The organism is Pseudoalteromonas luteoviolacea, assembly GCF_001750165.1.
GTDB classification, from domain to species: Bacteria; Pseudomonadota; Gammaproteobacteria; order Enterobacterales; family Alteromonadaceae; genus Pseudoalteromonas; species Pseudoalteromonas luteoviolacea_G.
This window is the reverse complement of the sequence record NZ_CP015411.1, coordinates 792750-811085: the sequence shown is the minus strand read 5'-3', so window position 1 is coordinate 811085 and position 18336 is coordinate 792750. Positions and strand designations below refer to the sequence as shown.

Here is an 18336-nt window from a genome sequence, read left to right as displayed (position 1 = left end):
AAATGCTTAGAAATGGTGAACTACACCTCATATCCGTGGCTTTTTTTGTGCAAGTTTTCGTTTGCCTTGCCATAAACTACTTCGTCGCACACAAATTCCGATATAGCAAAGTATTAGCGATTATCACGGCAATTATGCCACTTATTAATACCTACGCGACTTGTGTATATATCGCTTTAGCAATATTTCATTCTAGGCACCCAAAAGTAACAAATAGCGAGAGCTAGTTCACCGTGTAACCAAGCCCACTATCGGCTTGGTTTTTTAATTCATACCCCTAATATTAATTGTCAGACTGTCCATACAACTTAACGATTCAATCGACCTAGTCTGACAAAAATTTAAAAAACGCCGTTATCCACCTCTTCACCAAGAAAAGCCAATGCGCTTATCTAGCAAGTTAACAAATTGCACCTTTTCCCTTTCTTACGCTTTTATGAACCTTTTTATGTCGATATAACAAACAATCAGTAAATTAATTCATAAATTCGCAATTTTCTTATCCTTAATTAATAATTTGAGTAGGCAAATTTGATATTCCAAGGATTCGGAGTACACAACTTTCTTGGGTAACAATATGAACTTGAGTAAAAAGCTTTATTTATCCTTTGGTTGCCTCATTGCACTGATGGTTTTTTCCAGTACAGTGGTTTGGTTTAAAGTCTCGACTGAGACTGCAAGAGCATTTGAAGTCAAAGGTGATGACCTGCCTGGTATGATCTTGTACAACCGACTGCTTCATTTAGAGTATCAGCTCAATAATATAGCACTTGAATACCTCAATGGTGATGTGAGCAAAGTTGGGCAATTCAACCAGCTGTTTGAACGATTCAAGTCCACGCAAAAAGAATTATATGGATACGAGTCAGCGAAGCAATCAGACAGGGACAAAATGGCCCGTATCATGGAACTGGCTGAAAAGTTTCACCGAGATGTCAATAACGAAATTTTTGCCAAGTATGACCCTCGCTCCTACGAACAAGTCAAAAAGCGGGTAGACAAACTCGATGCAGAGATGGGACAACCTCTGGAGGATTTACTCGACTCATTAAAGGAACAGGAATTTAATGACGCTTTGAAATCGTCCGATCTGCAAGAGTCGTTAAATGACGATTTACCCGGTGTGAGATACTACCTAGAACTGGTCGATGAAGGCGGAGACATGATTGCCGCTATCATCTCCCACACAACGGGTGCACCTGCTGCTGAAGCGGACTTTAACGATGATGCACAGAGCTTTCGACATTACCTAAATTTATTAAAGCCACTTGAACAAAAGCCTAACGAATTGCGTGATATCGCACGTATCGAAGAGATGTTTGCGACCATTCAAAGTGAAGCAAAAGAGATTTTTCGAACCTACGACTCGACTGCGTACGTTAAGGCCCAACAAAAGCTTGCCGAGCTCACCTCTAACCAAATGGTAGAATTGTCTGAAATCCTTGAAGTTTCAAGCGAAGAAGAAAAAGATGACGCCACTAAAGCGCTTGACCTCTTAGTTGAAGGGCTTAACACCACTTTGGTGATCATCATCCTTATTACACTCGTTGCGGCCATCATAGCCATCGCGGTTGCTTTTGTGATCAGTCGCTCAATTGTGACCCGTTTGAGTCAAGTGCTCACCATCGCTGAAGGGATCAGTGAGGGGGATATCTCAAGACCACTGCTCACACATCAAGGGAAAGATGAAATTGACAGCTTAGCTGAGGCCACCAATAAGATGTCTAATTCACTCAACTCATTGCTACAAGCCATTAGTAACGTTGTTAATGACGTTAAAACGTCCAGTGATGACATAGCCGAAACAAACAATCAAATCGCGTCACGCAGTCAAGCATCTGCCGACCAGTCTACACAAGTTGCTACTGCCATTGAGCAAATGAGCGCAACCGTTTCAGAAGTTGCTTCACAAAGTCAGGTTGCCGCCAGTCATGCTGATGGCGCGCGAAACCTCGCATCAGAAGGTGGCTCAACCGTAACAGCCACGGTGGATAAAATTAAATCGGCGTCAAATGAAGTACAAGATACTGCTGAAAATGTAACGCACCTAGGTGAGTTAAGTAGCCAAATTGGCAATGTTATTGGTGTAATTGGCAGTATTGCTGAACAAACTAACTTGCTGGCGCTCAATGCTGCTATTGAAGCCGCCCGCGCAGGCGAGCAAGGGCGCGGTTTTGCCGTGGTTGCTGATGAAGTAAGAACACTCGCCGAGCGCACCTCAAAAGCAACAGAAGAAGTCGTCAGTACTGTACAATCAATTCAATCTCAGACAGAACACGCTGTAAAATCCATGGAAAATAGCGTCGCTCAAGTAAACCACAGTGTATCTATGGCAGAAGATGCTGGAACACAGCTTGAGGGTATCGTTACCGGTGCGAGTGAAATCGCTTCGATGATCCAATCAATTGCTACTGCAACGGAAGAGCAATCAGTGGTTGCAAGCGAAATGGCACGTGATATTTCACAAATAGAGCAATCAAGCCAAAGTTCACTGCAAGATACGCAAGTTGCCGCACATTCGGCGCAAGAGCTGAACAAGCAAGCCGAAGAGTTAGCTGTTTTAGTGAGCCGATTCAGGTTGCGAGGATAGCCAAACTGGTAACTCGGCGCACAAAGATTTAAAATAGGGCTTTTTACGGGAAGTAACGGGCTCTATTACTCCCTTTTGCGTATACAAAGGTTTCACTATGACAATGACTCGCGGTAATTTGTTTATTTTGTCTGCACCGTCAGGGGCAGGTAAATCAAGCCTGATCAAAGCTCTATTGGATAAACAAGCCAATATAAAAGTTTCAGTCTCACACACAACTCGCTCTCCTCGCCCAGGCGAAAACAACGGCGAACATTATCACTTCGTAACTGTTGAAGCGTTTAAAGCACTGATTGAGAAGGGTGATTTCTTCGAGTGGGCTCAGGTATTTGAAAATTACTACGGGACGTCAAAACAAGCCATTGAAGACCAATTAAACAATGGTATTGACGTATTCTTAGACATAGATTGGCAAGGCGCGAGACAGGTAAGATCATTAATGCCTGAAGTCAAAACCATATTCATCTTACCGCCTTCTCAAAGCGAGTTAGAGCAGCGCTTGAATAATCGTGGTCAAGACTCTCAAGAAGTCATTGCAGCAAGAATGTCTGAAGCAAAATCAGAAAGCAGCCACTATGATGAATTTGACTATGTTATTGTGAACGATGATTTTGAAACAGCACTGACTGAGCTGGAACATATTGTTGTCGCAGCTAGGCTACAAACGAAAGCACAGCAAGCTCGTCACAAGGCATTAATTGCAGAATTGCTTGCGGATTAATCTCCTTAAATTAAGCGATAGGTGCTTAATCACGATAAATTTTAACCATTCACTTGGCGAAGTAGTCTGTTTCAAGTAAACTAGCCCTTTGCTAAATGTATAATTTTTTGGAGTGCTTCGATGGCTCGCGTAACTGTAGAAGATGCAGTAGATAAAATTGGTAACCGTTTCGATTTAATCCTTGTTGCAGCGCGTCGCGCTCGTCAGATTTCTGTTGGTGGCAAAGATCCTATGGTTGAGGCTGAAAATGATAAGCCTACCGTTATCGCGCTACGTGAAATTGAAGAAGGTCTTGTAACTACAGACTCTCTTGACATGATCGACCGTGAAGAGCAGCAAAACCAAGAGGCCGCTGAGCTTGCAGCAGTAGCAGCCATTGTTGGTGGTAACCGCTAAAATAAACTTCTAGACGGCTCTAGGAGCCAAATCTAGAGAAAGTTTGATATAACGCCAGCGCAAAGCTGGCGTTTTTTTTCGTTATATTGCAAAAGCATCGTGCCTTTGCGTTGGCTTCCGAGCCAATTCATCGTATATTCAATAATAACTATCTATTAACTTCACTGGAACATTGGAGTGTGAATGTATCTATTTGAAGGCCTCAAGAAAAAAATCTCAGAGTACCTAGCACCTGAAGACGTTGAACTGGTACAAAAAGCCTATGTTGTCGCACGCGAAGCGCATGAAGGTCAAACGCGTTCAAGCGGTGAGCCCTATATCACTCACCCTGTCGAAGTGACACAGATACTGGCTAGCATGAAGTTAGACCACGAAACGCTCATGGCCGCATTAATGCATGATGTCATTGAGGATACTGATTTTAGTCAGACAGATCTGGCTGAGATATTCGGGGAAACTGTTGCAGAACTCGTCGCGGGCGTCAGTAAGTTAGATAAACTTGATTTTAAAGATAAAAAAGAGTTTCAAGCGGAAAACTATCGCAAGATGATCATGGCAATGACGCAAGATATCCGTGTCATTCTCATAAAACTTGCGGACAGAACACATAACATGCGCACTCTAGGCTTTTTAAGGCCGGAAAAGCGCCGCAGAATTGCCAGAGAGACACTCGAGATATTCGCACCAATTGCCAATCGTCTAGGTATCCATGATATCAAAAATGAACTAGAAGACTTGGGCTTTCAAGCGCTTTACCCGATGCGTCATCGTGCACTAAAATCGGAAGTCGCCAAAGCGCGTGGTAACCGCAAAGAAGTGATCAGTAATATTCAGACTGAGATAGAGTCTCGCTTAGAAGAAAGCGGGATCGCCGCTTCCGTTAAAGGACGAGAAAAGCACTTATATAGTATTTATAAAAAAATGCTTAATAAAGAGCTGTTATTCAATGAAGTCATGGATATTTATGCGTTTAGAATTAATGTCGATAACATAGATACCTGTTACCGAGTACTTGGCGTCGCGCACAATCTATATAAACCGATTGAAACACGCTTTAAAGACTATATCGCCGTCCCCAAAACCAATGGTTATCAATCGTTACATACTTCATTAGTCGGCCCACATGGTATCCCTGTCGAAATTCAAATTAGAACACATGATATGGACCATATGGCCGATAAAGGGGTAGCTGCGCACTGGATGTACAAAAAATCTGGTGACGGTGCCGGCCATACCGCTCAGCAGCGCGCTCGTCAGTGGATGCAAAGCTTGCTAGAACTGCAACAAAGTGCAGGTTCATCTTTTGAGTTTGTGGAAAACGTAAAGACTGAACTCTTCCCAGAAGAGATTTACGTATTTACCCCAGATGGGCGAATTGTAGAGCTCCCCATGGGCGCAACTGCAGTAGACTTTGCTTATGCGGTACATACTGATGTTGGTAATACCTGTGTTGGAGCGAGGGTTAACCGCAAACCTTATCCGTTAAGTAAAGCACTTGATACCGGACAAACCGTCGAAGTTATTACCAGCTCTGGCGCACACCCCAACGCAACTTGGTTAAACTTCATTGTCACTGGTAAAGCTAGGTTAGGTGTTCGCAACTACCTCAAGAGCCAGCACCAAGAAGAATCAATCCAACTAGGTAGACGCCTTTTAGATTCTGCTCTTGGAGAGCAAAAGCTTGACGATATTCCGACAGAACAGATTGAACGAGTTTTAGAAGAGCATGATCTAAATACCCTGTTAGAGCTACTTGTTGAGATTGGTAACGGCAACATCATGAGTGTGCTCATAGCTAAACGGCTACTCCAAGCTGATGACGGACTTGAAAGTCTCGCCAAACAAGCTAAAGCTGCGATCATTGGGACTGAAGGTATGCTGGTTACTTACGCTAAATGTTGTCGTCCTGTACCTGGTGATGCCATTGCTGCTTATGTTAGCCAAGGTAAAGGCTTGATGGTACACCGACAAGAATGTCGCAACATCAAAGGCTGGGAAGGTGAACGCGCTAAATACTGTGTTGTCAAATGGGAAGACAATCCAGAAAAAGAGTACATTGCAGCACTGAGAGTTGAGATCATCAACCATCAAGGTGCACTTGCTAAACTAACCAATGTCGTTGCCAGTGCGCAGGCTAATATTGTTGAGATAGCCACAGAAGAAAAAGAAAGTAATTTGTATATTATTGATTTAGGCGTGACTGTGAAAGACAGAATTCACGTAGCAAATATTATGCGCAAAATCCGTGTTATGCCAGATGTTCAACGCGTATATAGAAAGCGCTAAAGGAAGTTATTATGAACAAAGCGATCATTTCAACCGATCAAGCACCAGCTGCAATCGGTACTTATAATCAAGCGATCAAGGTAGGGACCGCTGTATACCTGTCTGGTCAGATCCCCCTGTTACCAGACACAATGGAAGTTATCTCTGAAGACTTTGCAGAACAAACACATCAAGTGTTTAAAAACCTCACAGCCGTATGTGAAGCCGCAGGCGGGCAACTACAAGATATGGTAAAAGTAAATATTTTCATGACCGATCTAAGCAACTTTGCCACAGTCAATGAAATAATGAGCCAATACTTTAAAACCCCTTACCCTGCTCGTGCTGCAATCGGCGTAAAAGAGCTGCCCAAAAATGTACAAATTGAAATTGATGGTATTATGGAACTACCCTCAATGAATTAGTACACACCATTTAAAAGGGCCTAATCTCTAGGCCTTTTAAATTATTTTATTGCGCGCTTTACAAAATCTAGTAAAAATCTCTTTAAATTAGCTCTTCAACTTTGATCTTAACCGCTTGACTACATACTATTAAATAAGCAAGCTGATATCACAAAACATAAATTAACACTTACTTTGCCAGCCAATTTAAAGACACTGCATTAGGGTAGTGAGGATTGGAATTAATTTGTTTTTTGGCTGTCATACTAACAACAGGATAGAAACCGCTGGGGCAAACCTGCTTTGTTTCCACAGCGTACAAAAAGGGTAAGGTTTAATGCGAGCTCTGTTGCAGAGTCGCTCGGTCTATAAGGAATAGTCTGTGTTTAAAGTCACAAAAAATGGCCAAATTTTAATGGATGTTGCAACTGCTACACCACCTAGTCAGGCGTTTATTGTCGAAGCGCTGGAATGTTCTCCCTATGCCGATTGCGAAGTAGATCATGACTCTATTGCCGCCTATTTTCAAAGTGAAGCCGCAGATCAGCAACTCTTGGTTGCAAAGCAAAAGCACGCGCAATTACAGATCTCAATTTCTGAAGATAAAATGCAAGCTACGGCTACACTAACTACAGCACAAGGTGGTAGCCTTATCAGTCTTGATCAAGCAAAAAAAATCATTATCAAATCAGGTGTGTGCAGAGGCTATAAACAAGCATTACTGGAAAAGCTGCTAGCAAAGCAATTTGACGAACTACCAGGCTCCCGACATACAGGTATTATCGCCCAAGGCCGTCCTCCTGAAAATGGCCTACCAGCCAAGCTTATATCGCATGTTTTGACACTAAAAGAGCGTTTAAAGCAGCCTAAATTAAGAGAGGACGGTACTGTAGACATGCGTGATTTTGGCGCGCTCTCAAGTGTCTCACCTGGGACACTACTCATTACCCAGCGCCCCGCCACTCCCGGCAAAGAGGGTTTCACAGTAACTGGGGATAGCATTACACCAGTCCCAGGTGAGTCGTTTCAACTGATTGCAGGTGAAGGCACTGAAATCTCACCAACCAATCCACTAGAGCTAATTTCAACCATTGCAGGCTGCCCCTCAGATATTCAAAATGGTATGCGAGTCGACGACATATTTACCATTGCAGATGTGAATGTGAAGTCTGGTCATATTGAATTTAGCGGCAGTGTGATTGTCACCCATAACGTCGAACCCGGCATGAAAGTCAAAGCCAGTGGCGACATTACTATTATGGGCACAGTCGAGTCTGGCGAAATTATCAGCGAAGGAAGTATCGAAGTACGCGGCGGCGTCATTGGTCACCTTGATCACAGCGACAATGATCAAAGTTTAACCTGCAAACTCATTGCCAAAGGTAATATTAATATAGTCCACGGCCAGTACACTTATTTAGAAGCCCGTAATATCTACATTCAAAAACAAGCAAACCACTGTGATATCAAGGCACTCAGAACAGTTCGCGTTGGCTTAGAAGACAATCCTCGGGGTAAATTAATTGGCGGAACCGTATTTGATGCACAATCTGTTACTGCTGGTGAAATAGGCAGCCCTTCAGGTGCAACTATGTCCGTATTCCTTGCTAATTCTGGAGTAGAAATAACCAACAAAACTGACCAATGTATTAGAGAGTTGGGGGAAACAGATGAACAATTGGAAAACTTACAAAAAGCGGTAGAAAAAGCAGATCAGCTTAAAGATGTTGAAAGAAAGAAAACGTTGATGGCAAAGATCAGTGCCACACAAACACATTATTGCCAACAAGCTGAAGCACTCGAAAATAAACTCAGCGAATTAGACCATACTTTGCATGAGTTACTTGGAGGCACACAGTTACAAGCAACCTCAGCACTCCATTCAGGCGTAGAGATACATATTTTTGACAAAACTTATACGACCAACCGGAGTTACCCACCTTGCACAGCAAAATTGGCAGATGGGCAAATAGAAATAGAATTTAAAATTTAGAGGGGAACCTCCCCTCTTGAATCAATTAAAGTACGCCTTCAATATCTTGCTTAAGCGCTTCTGGCCATACACCCACTTGAACTTGCGCAATGTGCTGCTTTTGCAATAACAGCATCACTAAACGAGATTGACCTATACCACCGCCGATGGTCTGAGGTAACTCACCTGCCAACAACGCTTTATGCCAATCAAATTCAAGTCTCTCTTGCGCATCACTTATTTGCAGTTGATGTGCCAGAGATTCAGGAGATACTCGGATCCCCATTGATGAAATCTCAAACGCATCCTCTAAAGCTGGGTTCCAAACAATGATATCTCCGTTTAAACCTTGATACTTGTTACACGTAGCAGTCGACCAGTCATCGTAATCAGGCGCACGTACATCGTGGATCTTGCCATCCGCCAACTCACCACCAATACCAATTAAAAATACTGCACCATACTCTTGTGCAATCGCCTTTTCACGCTGTTTTGCAGTAAAATCTGGATACATTGCGCGCAGTTCTTCAGCATGAACAAAAGTGATGCGCTCAGGTAAAAATGATTCAATATCATATTCTTGTAAAATTACTCGCTCTGTGTGCTTAATGCATCTATATAAGGTTTGTACTGTTTCTTTAAGCGTTTCAAGACTTCTCTGTGTATCTGCGCAAATCACTTTTTCCCAATCCCATTGATCAACAAAAACTGAGTGAATAGGCGATAAACGGTCCTCATCTGGGCGCAGTGCTTTCATGTGAGTGTATAACCCCTCACCCACCTCAAAACCATAATCTCCCAACGTTTTACGCTTCCACTTCGCTAAAGAGTGGACAACTTCAAATTCACTATCAGCTAATGTCTTAACTTTAACCGATACTGCTTTTTCCGTGCCACTCAAGTTGTCTTGAATACCATCACCCACCTTGGCAAGTATAGGCGCTTGCACTTCGACTAAGCCTAGCTGCTCCGTTAGCTGCGCTGAGAAAACGCTTTTAACGCGTGCGATTTGATGTTGTGTTTTTAAGTATTGTGATTTCATGTTGCTCCCCATTCCAAACTGTCGATGATTTATTGTGTATTAATTACTTGATATATCCATCGTCAACAAATTTCGAAAAAAATTCAACATTCAAAAGCAAAAATACCCAATAACAACTTCAATCAATAAAAAATCAAGGTTATATTTATGGAAACAATAATTTTAGGTAAAAATAAGCATGGAAAATTATCAAATCGATAATCTCGATAAATCCATCTTGCACGCACTTATGAATGATGCAAGAACACCTTATGCTGAATTAGCCAAACGTTTCTCAGTGAGCGCTGGCACAATTCATGTCAGAGTTGAAAAAATGAAGCAAGCAGGGATCATTGAAGGAACTAAAGTATGTATTAATACTAAAAAGCTTGGTTATGACGTGTGTTGTTTCATTGGTATAAATCTCAAACATGCAAGAGATTATCAAGATACAATTGCTCAATTAAAAACGTTTGAGGAGGTCGTAGAGGCTTATTATACAACGGGAAATTACAGCATATTTATCAAAGTATTGAGCAGCTCAATGGACCATTTACATGATGTGCTTGTTAACAAAATACAGTCTATTGAAGCCATTCAATCAACCGAGACGCTGATTTCTCTGCAAGCACCGATAATGAGAGAAATCCAACCATAAAAAAGCCTAACAGATCAACTCAAATAGGTGTGTACTTATACAGTAATAATTTTGATACAATACGACGTAATATTGTATTTAAGAGCAGTCCTTGATGAAAGAAAATCGCTTTCAGCGCGTAAAACGAATATTGGAACAACGCCAAACGGATTTGACTGTGTGCCTCGATGAAGTCCACAAACACCATAATTTATCTGCAATCGTTAGAACAGCTGATGCCGTGGGCTGTCACTATGTTCATGCTGTTTGGCCTCAAGATCAAAGACGCTTAACCAATAACACCTCTGGTGGTAGTAAAAACTGGGTTGATACTCAAATGCATGATGATATCGACCAAGCAGTTGCAAAAATTCGTAAACAAAACCCTGGGATCCAATTGCTTGCTACAAATTTGAGTGATACTGCCGTTGACTTTAGAGAAATCGATTACACCAAACCAACAGCGGTGATAGTTGGCCAAGAACGCTTGGGTATTTCTGATAGAGCGCTTGAACATGCAGATCAACATATCGTTATTCCCATGGCAGGCATGGTGCAATCTTTGAATGTATCGGTTGCCGCTGCACTCATTCTTTATGAGGCACAAAGGCAAAGAGAAGATGCAGGCATGTATCAGCGCAAAGATATGTTAGATCCCAAAGTAAAACACACACTGCTGTTTGAAGGGTGCCACCCAATTATCGCCAATCGATGCAATGAAAAAGGCCTCCCTTACCCTGAACTTGATGAAGAAGGTGAGATCATTGCTGACGAAACGTTCTGGAATACGTTGAAATTTAGTAAAAAGTAAGGATATTTATGTCTAGCCCTAATTTAGCTAATTACCCAATTACAGACTTAAAAGGTGTTGGCCCTAAAGCCGCTGAACGATTGGCTAAATTAGGTATTGCAAGTGTTCAAGATATGCTTTTTCACTTGCCACTTCGATATGAAGACAGAGCGAAGACATACTCTATCGCCACATTAATGCCACATATGCACGTCAGTGTAGAGGGTGAGATAGAGCAGTCAAATATCACATTTGGTAAACGCCGTATGCTTATGTGCCAGATCAATGACGGCACAGGTCGGCTTACCTTGCGCTTTTTTAACTTCTCTGCAGCACAAAAAAATGCCATGCAACCTGGTAAAATTATGCGCTGCTTTGGTGAAGCTCGTCGTGGTCGGGTTGGCCTCGAAATGGCGCATCCAGAATATAGCATTAAAGATGCAATGCAAGAAACTAGCGCCATCGAAGATACGCTCACTCCCGTCTACCCAACCACTGAAGGACTCAAACAGCTCAGCATACGCGCCATTGCACAGCAGGCAGTGCGGTTGCTGCACAAATATGATATTGAAGATCATCTACCAGCTCAGTTCAGACCAAATCAACTGAGCCTAAAAGATGCGCTTTTGCTACTTCATACACCACCGCAGGATGTCGATTTGAGTCAATTAGAGTTAGGTCAACACCCAGCTCAACAACGTCTTGCTTTTGAAGAGCTGCTAGCACAAAACTTGAGTCTCTTAAAACTCAGACAAAAAAGCCAAGCAGTGAAAGCTGTTGCATTACCGCCAACAAACCCAATTGAAGCTGACTTTTTAGCACAATTACCATTTAAGCCCACCAATGCACAAAGCAGAGTTGTTAGTGAGATAAAACAAGATTTACAAAAACCAGAGCCCATGTTGCGCCTTGTGCAAGGGGATGTGGGTTCTGGTAAAACGTTAGTAGCGGCACTGAGTGCTCTAACAGCAATCTCACAAGGCTATCAAGTTGCATTGATGGCACCAACAGAGATTTTATCAGAGCAACACGCGCTCAATTTTACTAACTGGTTCTCAGCATTAAACATTGAAACCTGTTGGCTTGGAGGGAAAACCAAAGGCAAAGAACGGAAAGAAACTCTGGCAAAGATAGCATCAGGGCAAGCCCAAATGGTCGTCGGTACCCACGCACTCTTTCAAGAACAGGTTAACTTTTCTAACCTTGCCCTCATTATTATCGATGAACAACATAGATTTGGCGTACACCAGCGGCTATCGCTCAGAGAAAAGGGCAAATTTGATGATTGCTACCCTCATCAATTGGTCATGACGGCCACCCCTATTCCGCGAACACTTGCCATGACAGCATATGCTGACTTGGAAACTTCGGTGATCGATGAACTGCCGCCGGGAAGGACCCCCATTACCACGGTAGCTGTGCCTGATACTCGCCGAGATGAAGTGATTAAACGCGTTAAAAGTGCCTGTATTGAGCAAAATAGACAAGTATATTGGGTGTGTACATTGATTGATGAGTCAGAAGTACTTCAATGCCAAGCAGCAGAAGATACCGCGCAACAGCTCACCGAGTTGTTACCTGAGCTAAAGGTTGCGCTCGTGCACGGCCGCATGAAAGCCCAAGAGAAGCAGCAGATAATGGCTGATTTTAAGTCTGGCAATTACCACGTACTCGTTGCCACGACCGTAATAGAGGTCGGCGTGGACGTTCCAAATGCCAGCTTAATTATAATCGAAAACCCTGAACGTCTTGGACTTGCTCAATTACACCAACTCAGGGGACGTGTTGGACGTGGCGCAATTGCATCACACTGCTTACTCCTATATCACGCACCGCTGTCCCATACGGCACAAAAAAGACTTGGCGTGCTCAGAGACAGTAATGACGGTTTTATAATCGCTGAAAAAGACTTAGAGATCAGAGGACCTGGTGAAGTACTCGGTACTAAGCAAACTGGATTGGTGGATTTAAAAATTGCTGATTTAACACGCGATAAGCACATGCTCCCCAGTATACGAGGTATCGCATTTTCATTATTAAATCAGCACCAAGCGTGCGTGGATCCGCTGATTATTCGTTGGATGGGAAATAGAAGTGAATTCGCTATGGCTTAACTAAATATGTCATTACTCTCTATCACTTCAATCTGATAACCATCAGGATCTGATACAAAAAAGAACCTCGCTACTAAGTCATTCTGCTTATACAGCGTCTTAATGTCGGCTGGTGTATAACCTTTCAGCCGTGCTTTTTCCCATATTTCTTTAATTCCATAGGTGCTAAAGGCTAAATGACCATAACCGTCACCTAAATGATAGCGTTCAACTCTATCAAAGTTATAGGTCAGCTCTAGTTCAAAGTCACTTTCTTGATTAGCTAAATAAGTTAGAGAAAAGCCCTCAAACTCAATACGCCTAACGACCTCTAATCCAAACACTTCGTGATAGAATTGGATAGAACGTTTCAGGTCTTGTACTCGGATCATTGAATGTATCAGCTTAGCCAATGGAGCCTCCTATATGTGCGAACTATACGCATCTCAAACACCGGAATTATACCAAGTCACTAAAAAGTCGATTCGCGTACAAGGCGTCGTCACGAGCTTGGCGTTGGAAAACAAAGTTTGGCAAATACTTGAAGAAATAGCGGACCGAGAGCAAATCAGTTTGGCTCACTTTATTTCGACTCTCTACCAAGAGTCTATTGAAAAACATGGCCACGTTAATAACCTTGCATCTCTACTAAGGATCTCTTGCCTTACTTATTTGCAGCATTTTACTGCCTGAATAACTAAAAGTGGTAGTAACCAATTACTACAAAAGGCTTTACAAAAAATTTTTGTAACCCTTTCACATTGCAAGTAAAGACTATAGACTTGTCTACCAAATATTTTACCCTTTAAGCACTTTAGCCATGAAATCTCAATTTGGTAGGCGCGCCTTTACCCATATGGAACTATATAGCCTATTTAATGGCTACATTTACGGTGACGAAAAGCTAAAACGAGAGCAGCCCAAACACTGGCATTTTTGGCTGCCAATATTGGCATATTACACTGGTGCATACAGTGATGAGTTAGGTAATTTAACTTTAAATGACATCACAAAGGTTGATTCGGTTCATGCTTTTAGCTTCCATACCCATGGGAAAATTCAGCCTAGAGTCGTACCAATCCACAATGCACTTTGGCATGCTGGGTTAGAGCAATATATTCAATTTGTAAAAGACTCAGGCCATAACCGTCTGCTATTTGATCTCCCCTCTAAATCGAATCGCTACAGTGAAAAAGTACGAATATGGTTCTCAGGAGAAGGTGAGCGATTAGGTTACTTACAAAAATGTGGCCTACCTAATATTGATCAACAAGGCCTAAAAACAGCAATTAGCAGTTTGAGATTAAACTTCGAACAACAAATATACATCTCGGCAATTCAACTGGGGAATCGGTCTGCAATGAGTTACTTACTTGGCTTGAAAGAAAGTGGGTGTATAGTTGAAGCACCTGATATGAGCTTGTTAGTTCGAGTCGTAAAGCCAATCAGGGTTATAAATAATAATGTAACGTGGCAAAGATTTGTAGAGCGCCATTAAGCAGTGATACTCAGCAGATCCATTGAGGATCTGCCTACTTAAATTAAACTTTATAAAGATTTGATATACTGAGTAAATTCGTTTCCAAGCGTCTCATCTTTCATTGCATACTGAACGATAGCTTTTAAATAACCTAGTTTATCTCCACAATCATGAGATACGCCACTCATGTGAAATGCTTCTACTACTTCTGTCTCCATTAGCATATCTATGGCATCTGTTAGTTGTATCTCACTGCCAGCACCGACAGGTGTCCTTTCCAAAAGAGTCCAAATTTTACTAGGCAGTACATAACGACCAACAACGGCTAAGTTTGATGGCGACTCATCCTGATTAGGCTTCTCAACCATAGACTTTATCGCTGTACTTTGCCCTGGTAACAAATCAACACCGTTGATATCAGCAATACCATATTTGCTGACATCTTCATACGGCACTGGCTCCAGCATGATTTGGCTATTACCATTTTCTTGGAAGCGTTTAACCATTGCAGCTAAGTTTTCGCTGCGTTGATCCGCGCTGTACTCATCCAAAATAACATCAGGAAGTACAACAATAAAGTTATCATCTCCGACTATTGGCTTCGCGCACAAGACTGCATGACCAAGACCCTTGGCTTCGCCCTGCCTAACATGCATTATTGTCACGTCTTCTGGACAAATAGAGCGGATTTCATCTAATAGTTTTCTCTTCACTCGCTTTTCTAGCGTAGCTTCTAACTCAAAGCTTGTGTCAAAGTGGTTTTCAATTGCATTCTTTGAAGAGTGAGTTACCAAAACAATTTCTTTCACACCAGCAGATACGCACTCCTTTACGATGTATTGGATAAGCGGTTTATCTACAACCGGTAACATTTCCTTTGGGATTGCTTTTGTTGCTGGCAACATGCGAGTACCCAGACCCGCAACAGGGATAACTGCTTTCATATATGTTCGCTATTGAATTATAACTTTTAAGGTAAAACTTAATTTTATCTTACTTGGCAATTCAGTGAAATATTTAAAGTAAAATAAAAACTTAATCGAATTGCTAGTATTAAATAGGGGTCCTAAAGACCCCTATTTATCAATTTAAGTTCATTTCTTGAATAATTTCATGTGCTATAGGTGGAGTCGTGCTCACGGGCTTTTCATGTTTATTTGCCTTGAGCTGCCCTTTTCGATGCTTTAACGACGCATCTAATTTTTTTGCTGCGTTAGCGATGGCCGGATACATAACGTCATTTTCTCCTTTAACCGATATCCGAGATCCCGCATAGTTAGTACTTATTTCGGTGTAGAATTTTTTATGCTCTTTACTAATGATAATATCGAGCGCTAACAATGAAGGAAAGTGATTAGCAATTTTTGAAAACTTTTCTTGTACATGCTGTTTCACTGCATCTGTCATGTCTACATGATGACCAGAAAGATTAATCTTCATAGGATCTTCCTTTTTTTATTTACCCTATAAATAAGTATTGGAGCATACCTTCCAATTCTCAAGGGGAAATTTAAGAAAATTGTCATGATGTGGTTATCATTTTGATTTAGGTCATCTTAATATGACACTAAAAAAGAGGGCAGAAGACAAAGGGCTCGCGGCTACATTTTACAGTGAGGGCTTCTCCCTATTCACAAAAAGAGCAGCTAAAGCGTTAAAACCTATGATTATAAATACTTTATCTAGTTAAATTTCATTTGGTGTAAATTTTCGATATTAAAAAAGCCCCCAATTTGGGAGCTTTTCATTAAAGCTAGAATTGAATTACAAACCAGCTCTTTTCTTAATCTCTGCAATAAGTGGCGAGGCACCATGTCCATTGCTTTCAGCCCAAGCAATGTCAGCACCATCCGATAGTGCACTTTTTGGTAGACCTTTGACAATTAATTTACCAGTCTCAACTGCATTACTTGCAATAGCATGGCGAAGAATATTATTGCCATTACACTGGATTGAACCAAAGATATTACGTACTTTCACACGTGAACTTTTAAGCGCTTTGCGAACACGCCCTTTATCATCCACTGCGATATACTCGCATAATGTGATAGCTAATTGATCGTTTGCTTTAGTCTCAGAACTAAAAGAAAACGCGCCCAAACCAATACAAACACTTAACAAAACAGGTACAAATTTCATTGCCAATTCACCTAGCACTTTTTTATTACATAAGGACAAACACTATTGTAGCAACACACACAACTGTTAGCAACAAAGTCATAATCCTTTATTCAAAGTTACGAACTTATAACGATATTTATTTCTGTCATCAGGCTCATGAACTTCGCTTTCGATTTCTACCCAATTACCTACAGACGTATGGTCTGGAAATCGCGTATCCCCTTCAACATCCAATTCGATGTATGTTAAATACAACCTTGAACATAATGGTAGAAACTGATTGTAAATATTTCCACCTCCAATGATCATAACCTCGTCTATTTTATCTACCAAAGCAAGTGCTTCATCAGTAGAAGATGCAACTTCAATACCTTCGGCCTGATACTCTGCATTTCTTGTAATTACAATATTTCTTCTACCAGGTAACGGACGACCAATTGATTCAAATGTTTTTCGGCCCATGATAACAGGCTTGCCTAGCGTTATTTTTTTGAAATGTTGTAGATCGGCAGGCAAGTGCCAAGGCATTTTATTGTCATCCCCTATCACTCTCCCTTTTGCCATCGCTGCTATCATTGATATAACCACAATTCTCTCCAATAATAATTTTGTATTAAAAAAGGGCCAAACGGCCCTTTATTATCTTTCGTAGATAACTTCTACATCGTAGTCATCTTCATCCCAGTCATCCCAATCATCATTCTCTTGAGTTGCCTGACGATGATAAGTGTCCCACTTAAACTCAACCTCTTCTTGTTGGTCCTCGTCAAACTTGTCTCTTGGCAAGGTGTCTAACAGGCCTTGGATATCGTAACATAATTGCTGAGTATTAAATTTATTCGCTGCTGATATGCGGTAAACTTCTTTTGCATCTAATTCTTGAGCAATGCGTTCACACACATCTTCTAGTTCGTCTTCTGCGAGTAAATCAATTTTGTTTAATACCAACCAACGTGGCTTTTCCGCAAGCTTGGGGCTGTACTGATGTAATTCATTGATAATAGCAAATGCGTTGTCTACTGGGTCTGTGCCATCAATTGGCATCACATCTACAACATGTAATAACACTCTACAACGCTCTAAATGCTTCAAGAAGCGAATACCCAAACCTGCACCATCTGATGCGCCTTCAATCAAACCAGGAATGTCGGCAATAACAAACGATTTATTCGCTTCAGGTCTTACAACCCCAAGATTCGGGACTAGTGTAGTAAACGGATAATCAGCAACTTTTGGCTTTGCCGCTGATACGCTGCGAATGAAGGTTGATTTCCCAGCATTAGGTAAACCAAGTAAGCCAACGTCAGCTAAAAGCATCAGCTCAAGCTTTAAGTTTCTCACCTCACCTGGTGTCCCAAGTGTTTTCTGCCTTGGCGCACGATTAGTACTAGATTTAAACCGCGTGTTGCCCAGGCCATGATAACCGCCTTTAGCAACAAGTAGCTTTTGCCCATGGCGAGTTAAGTCACCCAAACTTTCTTGAGTATCTACATCAGTAACGCGGGTGCCAACAGGCACTTTCAATACCAAATCAACGCCTTTTTTACCGGTACAGTTACGACCTTGACCATTTGTACCACGCTCAGCTCTGTGGAATCGCTCAAACTGATAGTCAATTAAAGTATTGAGGTTTTCATCGGCCTCTAAAAATACGCTGCCGCCGTCGCCACCATCACCGCCATCTGGACCACCATCTGGGACAAATTTCTCTCGACGGAACGAAACAACACCGCTTCCTCCATCGCCGGCTTCAGCACGGATCTCTACTTCATCGACAAACTTCATGGTTACTCTCTTACTGGATTAGAATAGCAACAGCTATTATAGCAAGGTACGCTTAGCTGCT

The 18336-nt window shown here is 41.8% G+C and carries 18 protein-coding genes; 11 read left to right on the top strand and 7 right to left on the bottom strand.

What is annotated here, in order from left to right:
• The first annotated feature begins 577 nt into the window (after positions 1-577).
• From S4054249_RS03390 to S4054249_RS03365, 6 genes are all read left to right on the top strand, one after another.
• Positions 578-2590: a methyl-accepting chemotaxis protein gene (locus S4054249_RS03390; protein WP_046356841.1), complete on the top strand. Its 2013-nt coding sequence runs from the start codon at positions 578-580 to the stop codon at positions 2588-2590.
• A gap of 97 nt (positions 2591-2687) precedes the next feature.
• Complete coding sequence (gene gmk / locus S4054249_RS03385) at positions 2688-3311, top strand: guanylate kinase (RefSeq protein ID WP_046356842.1); 624 nt, start codon at positions 2688-2690, stop codon at positions 3309-3311.
• 120 nt (positions 3312-3431) lie between these two features.
• Complete coding sequence (rpoZ, locus tag S4054249_RS03380) at positions 3432-3707, top strand: DNA-directed RNA polymerase subunit omega (protein ID WP_039611918.1); 276 nt, start codon at positions 3432-3434, stop codon at positions 3705-3707.
• A gap of 183 nt (positions 3708-3890) precedes the next feature.
• The gene (gene spoT, locus S4054249_RS03375; RefSeq protein ID WP_046356843.1) at positions 3891-5993 is read left to right on the top strand and encodes a bifunctional GTP diphosphokinase/guanosine-3',5'-bis pyrophosphate 3'-pyrophosphohydrolase; all 2103 of its coding nucleotides are present in this window, start codon (positions 3891-3893) and stop codon (positions 5991-5993) included.
• Positions 5994-6004: 11 nt separating this feature from the next.
• Positions 6005-6397, top strand: coding sequence for a RidA family protein (locus S4054249_RS03370; RefSeq protein WP_046356844.1), 393 nt, complete (start codon positions 6005-6007; stop codon positions 6395-6397).
• Positions 6398-6758: 361 nt separating this feature from the next.
• Positions 6759-8369: a DUF342 domain-containing protein gene (locus S4054249_RS03365; RefSeq protein ID WP_046356845.1), complete on the top strand. Its 1611-nt coding sequence runs from the start codon at positions 6759-6761 to the stop codon at positions 8367-8369.
• A gap of 25 nt (positions 8370-8394) precedes the next feature.
• On the opposite strand, the gene asnA is transcribed toward S4054249_RS03365, so the two are convergent.
• Entirely contained in the window at positions 8395-9390 is a 996-nt protein-coding gene (asnA, locus tag S4054249_RS03360; protein ID WP_046356846.1) for an aspartate--ammonia ligase, read from the bottom strand.
• 178 nt (positions 9391-9568) lie between these two features.
• On the opposite strand from asnA, the gene asnC reads away from it, so the two are divergent.
• The 3 genes from asnC (at position 9569) to recG (ending at position 12910) form a co-directional block, all read left to right on the top strand.
• Positions 9569-10027, top strand: coding sequence for a transcriptional regulator AsnC (gene asnC, locus S4054249_RS03355; protein ID WP_046356847.1), 459 nt, complete (start codon positions 9569-9571; stop codon positions 10025-10027).
• 94 nt (positions 10028-10121) lie between these two features.
• Positions 10122-10817 carry a tRNA (guanosine(18)-2'-O)-methyltransferase TrmH gene (gene trmH / locus S4054249_RS03350; protein ID WP_046356848.1) on the top strand — a complete coding sequence of 232 codons (696 nt, stop codon included), beginning with the start codon at positions 10122-10124 and terminating at the stop codon, positions 10815-10817.
• Between the two features lie 8 nt (positions 10818-10825).
• Entirely contained in the window at positions 10826-12910 is a 2085-nt protein-coding gene (gene recG / locus S4054249_RS03345) for an ATP-dependent DNA helicase RecG (RefSeq protein WP_046356849.1), read from the top strand.
• On the opposite strand, the gene S4054249_RS03340 is transcribed toward recG, so the two are convergent.
• Positions 12907-13302: a VOC family protein gene (locus tag S4054249_RS03340; protein ID WP_046356850.1), complete on the bottom strand. Its 396-nt coding sequence runs from the start codon at positions 13300-13302 to the stop codon at positions 12907-12909. The two genes, recG and S4054249_RS03340, sit on opposite strands and share 4 nt — an antisense overlap.
• Before the next feature lie 13 nt (positions 13303-13315).
• Between S4054249_RS03340 and S4054249_RS03335 the strand changes: the two genes are divergently transcribed.
• Together S4054249_RS03335 and S4054249_RS03330 are read left to right on the top strand one after the other, a co-directional pair.
• Positions 13316-13582: a ribbon-helix-helix domain-containing protein gene (locus tag S4054249_RS03335; protein ID WP_046356851.1), complete on the top strand. Its 267-nt coding sequence runs from the start codon at positions 13316-13318 to the stop codon at positions 13580-13582.
• 127 nt (positions 13583-13709) lie between these two features.
• Positions 13710-14387: a hypothetical protein gene (locus S4054249_RS03330; RefSeq protein WP_167354829.1), complete on the top strand. Its 678-nt coding sequence runs from the start codon at positions 13710-13712 to the stop codon at positions 14385-14387.
• Between the two features lie 50 nt (positions 14388-14437).
• On the opposite strand, the gene galU is transcribed toward S4054249_RS03330, so the two are convergent.
• From galU to cgtA, 5 genes are all read right to left on the bottom strand, one after another.
• Complete coding sequence (gene galU, locus S4054249_RS03325; RefSeq protein WP_046356853.1) at positions 14438-15313, bottom strand: UTP--glucose-1-phosphate uridylyltransferase GalU; 876 nt, start codon at positions 15311-15313, stop codon at positions 14438-14440.
• Positions 15314-15452: 139 nt separating this feature from the next.
• Positions 15453-15809: a ribosome hibernation-promoting factor, HPF/YfiA family gene (gene hpf, locus S4054249_RS03320; RefSeq protein ID WP_046356854.1), complete on the bottom strand. Its 357-nt coding sequence runs from the start codon at positions 15807-15809 to the stop codon at positions 15453-15455.
• A gap of 324 nt (positions 15810-16133) precedes the next feature.
• Positions 16134-16508, bottom strand: a complete 375-nt coding sequence (locus S4054249_RS03315; protein ID WP_039611930.1) for a DUF3718 domain-containing protein — start codon at positions 16506-16508, stop codon at positions 16134-16136.
• A 78-nt stretch (positions 16509-16586) separates the two neighbouring features.
• Positions 16587-17078 (bottom strand): type 3 dihydrofolate reductase, encoded by a 492-nt coding sequence (folA, locus tag S4054249_RS03310; RefSeq protein WP_063881443.1) that lies wholly within the window; start codon positions 17076-17078, stop codon positions 16587-16589.
• A 51-nt stretch (positions 17079-17129) separates the two neighbouring features.
• The gene (gene cgtA, locus S4054249_RS03305; protein ID WP_046356856.1) at positions 17130-18275 is read right to left on the bottom strand and encodes an Obg family GTPase CgtA; all 1146 of its coding nucleotides are present in this window, start codon (positions 18273-18275) and stop codon (positions 17130-17132) included.
• Positions 18276-18336 lie beyond the last annotated feature (61 nt).

Bases quoted from the DNA above. Each gene is read 5' to 3' on its own strand.
- cgtA (WP_046356856.1), bottom strand. From the start codon at position 18,275: ATGAAGTTTGTCGATGAAGTAGAGATCCGTGCTGAAGCCGGCGATGGA.
- spoT (WP_046356843.1), top strand. From the start codon at position 3,891: ATGTATCTATTTGAAGGCCTCAAGAAAAAAATCTCAGAGTACCTAGCA.
- asnC (WP_046356847.1), top strand. From the start codon at position 9,569: ATGGAAAATTATCAAATCGATAATCTCGATAAATCCATCTTGCACGCA.
- S4054249_RS03330 (WP_167354829.1), top strand. From the start codon at position 13,710: ATGAAATCTCAATTTGGTAGGCGCGCCTTTACCCATATGGAACTATAT.
- recG (WP_046356849.1), top strand. From the start codon at position 10,826: ATGTCTAGCCCTAATTTAGCTAATTACCCAATTACAGACTTAAAAGGT.
- asnA (WP_046356846.1), bottom strand. From the start codon at position 9,390: ATGAAATCACAATACTTAAAAACACAACATCAAATCGCACGCGTTAAA.
- galU (WP_046356853.1), bottom strand. From the start codon at position 15,313: ATGAAAGCAGTTATCCCTGTTGCGGGTCTGGGTACTCGCATGTTGCCA.
- hpf (WP_046356854.1), bottom strand. From the start codon at position 15,809: ATGAAGATTAATCTTTCTGGTCATCATGTAGACATGACAGATGCAGTG.
- rpoZ (WP_039611918.1), top strand. From the start codon at position 3,432: ATGGCTCGCGTAACTGTAGAAGATGCAGTAGATAAAATTGGTAACCGT.
- S4054249_RS03390 (WP_046356841.1), top strand. From the start codon at position 578: ATGAACTTGAGTAAAAAGCTTTATTTATCCTTTGGTTGCCTCATTGCA.
- S4054249_RS03370 (WP_046356844.1), top strand. From the start codon at position 6,005: ATGAACAAAGCGATCATTTCAACCGATCAAGCACCAGCTGCAATCGGT.
- S4054249_RS03335 (WP_046356851.1), top strand. From the start codon at position 13,316: ATGTGCGAACTATACGCATCTCAAACACCGGAATTATACCAAGTCACT.
- S4054249_RS03315 (WP_039611930.1), bottom strand. From the start codon at position 16,508: ATGAAATTTGTACCTGTTTTGTTAAGTGTTTGTATTGGTTTGGGCGCG.
- gmk (WP_046356842.1), top strand. From the start codon at position 2,688: ATGACAATGACTCGCGGTAATTTGTTTATTTTGTCTGCACCGTCAGGG.
- trmH (WP_046356848.1), top strand. From the start codon at position 10,122: ATGAAAGAAAATCGCTTTCAGCGCGTAAAACGAATATTGGAACAACGC.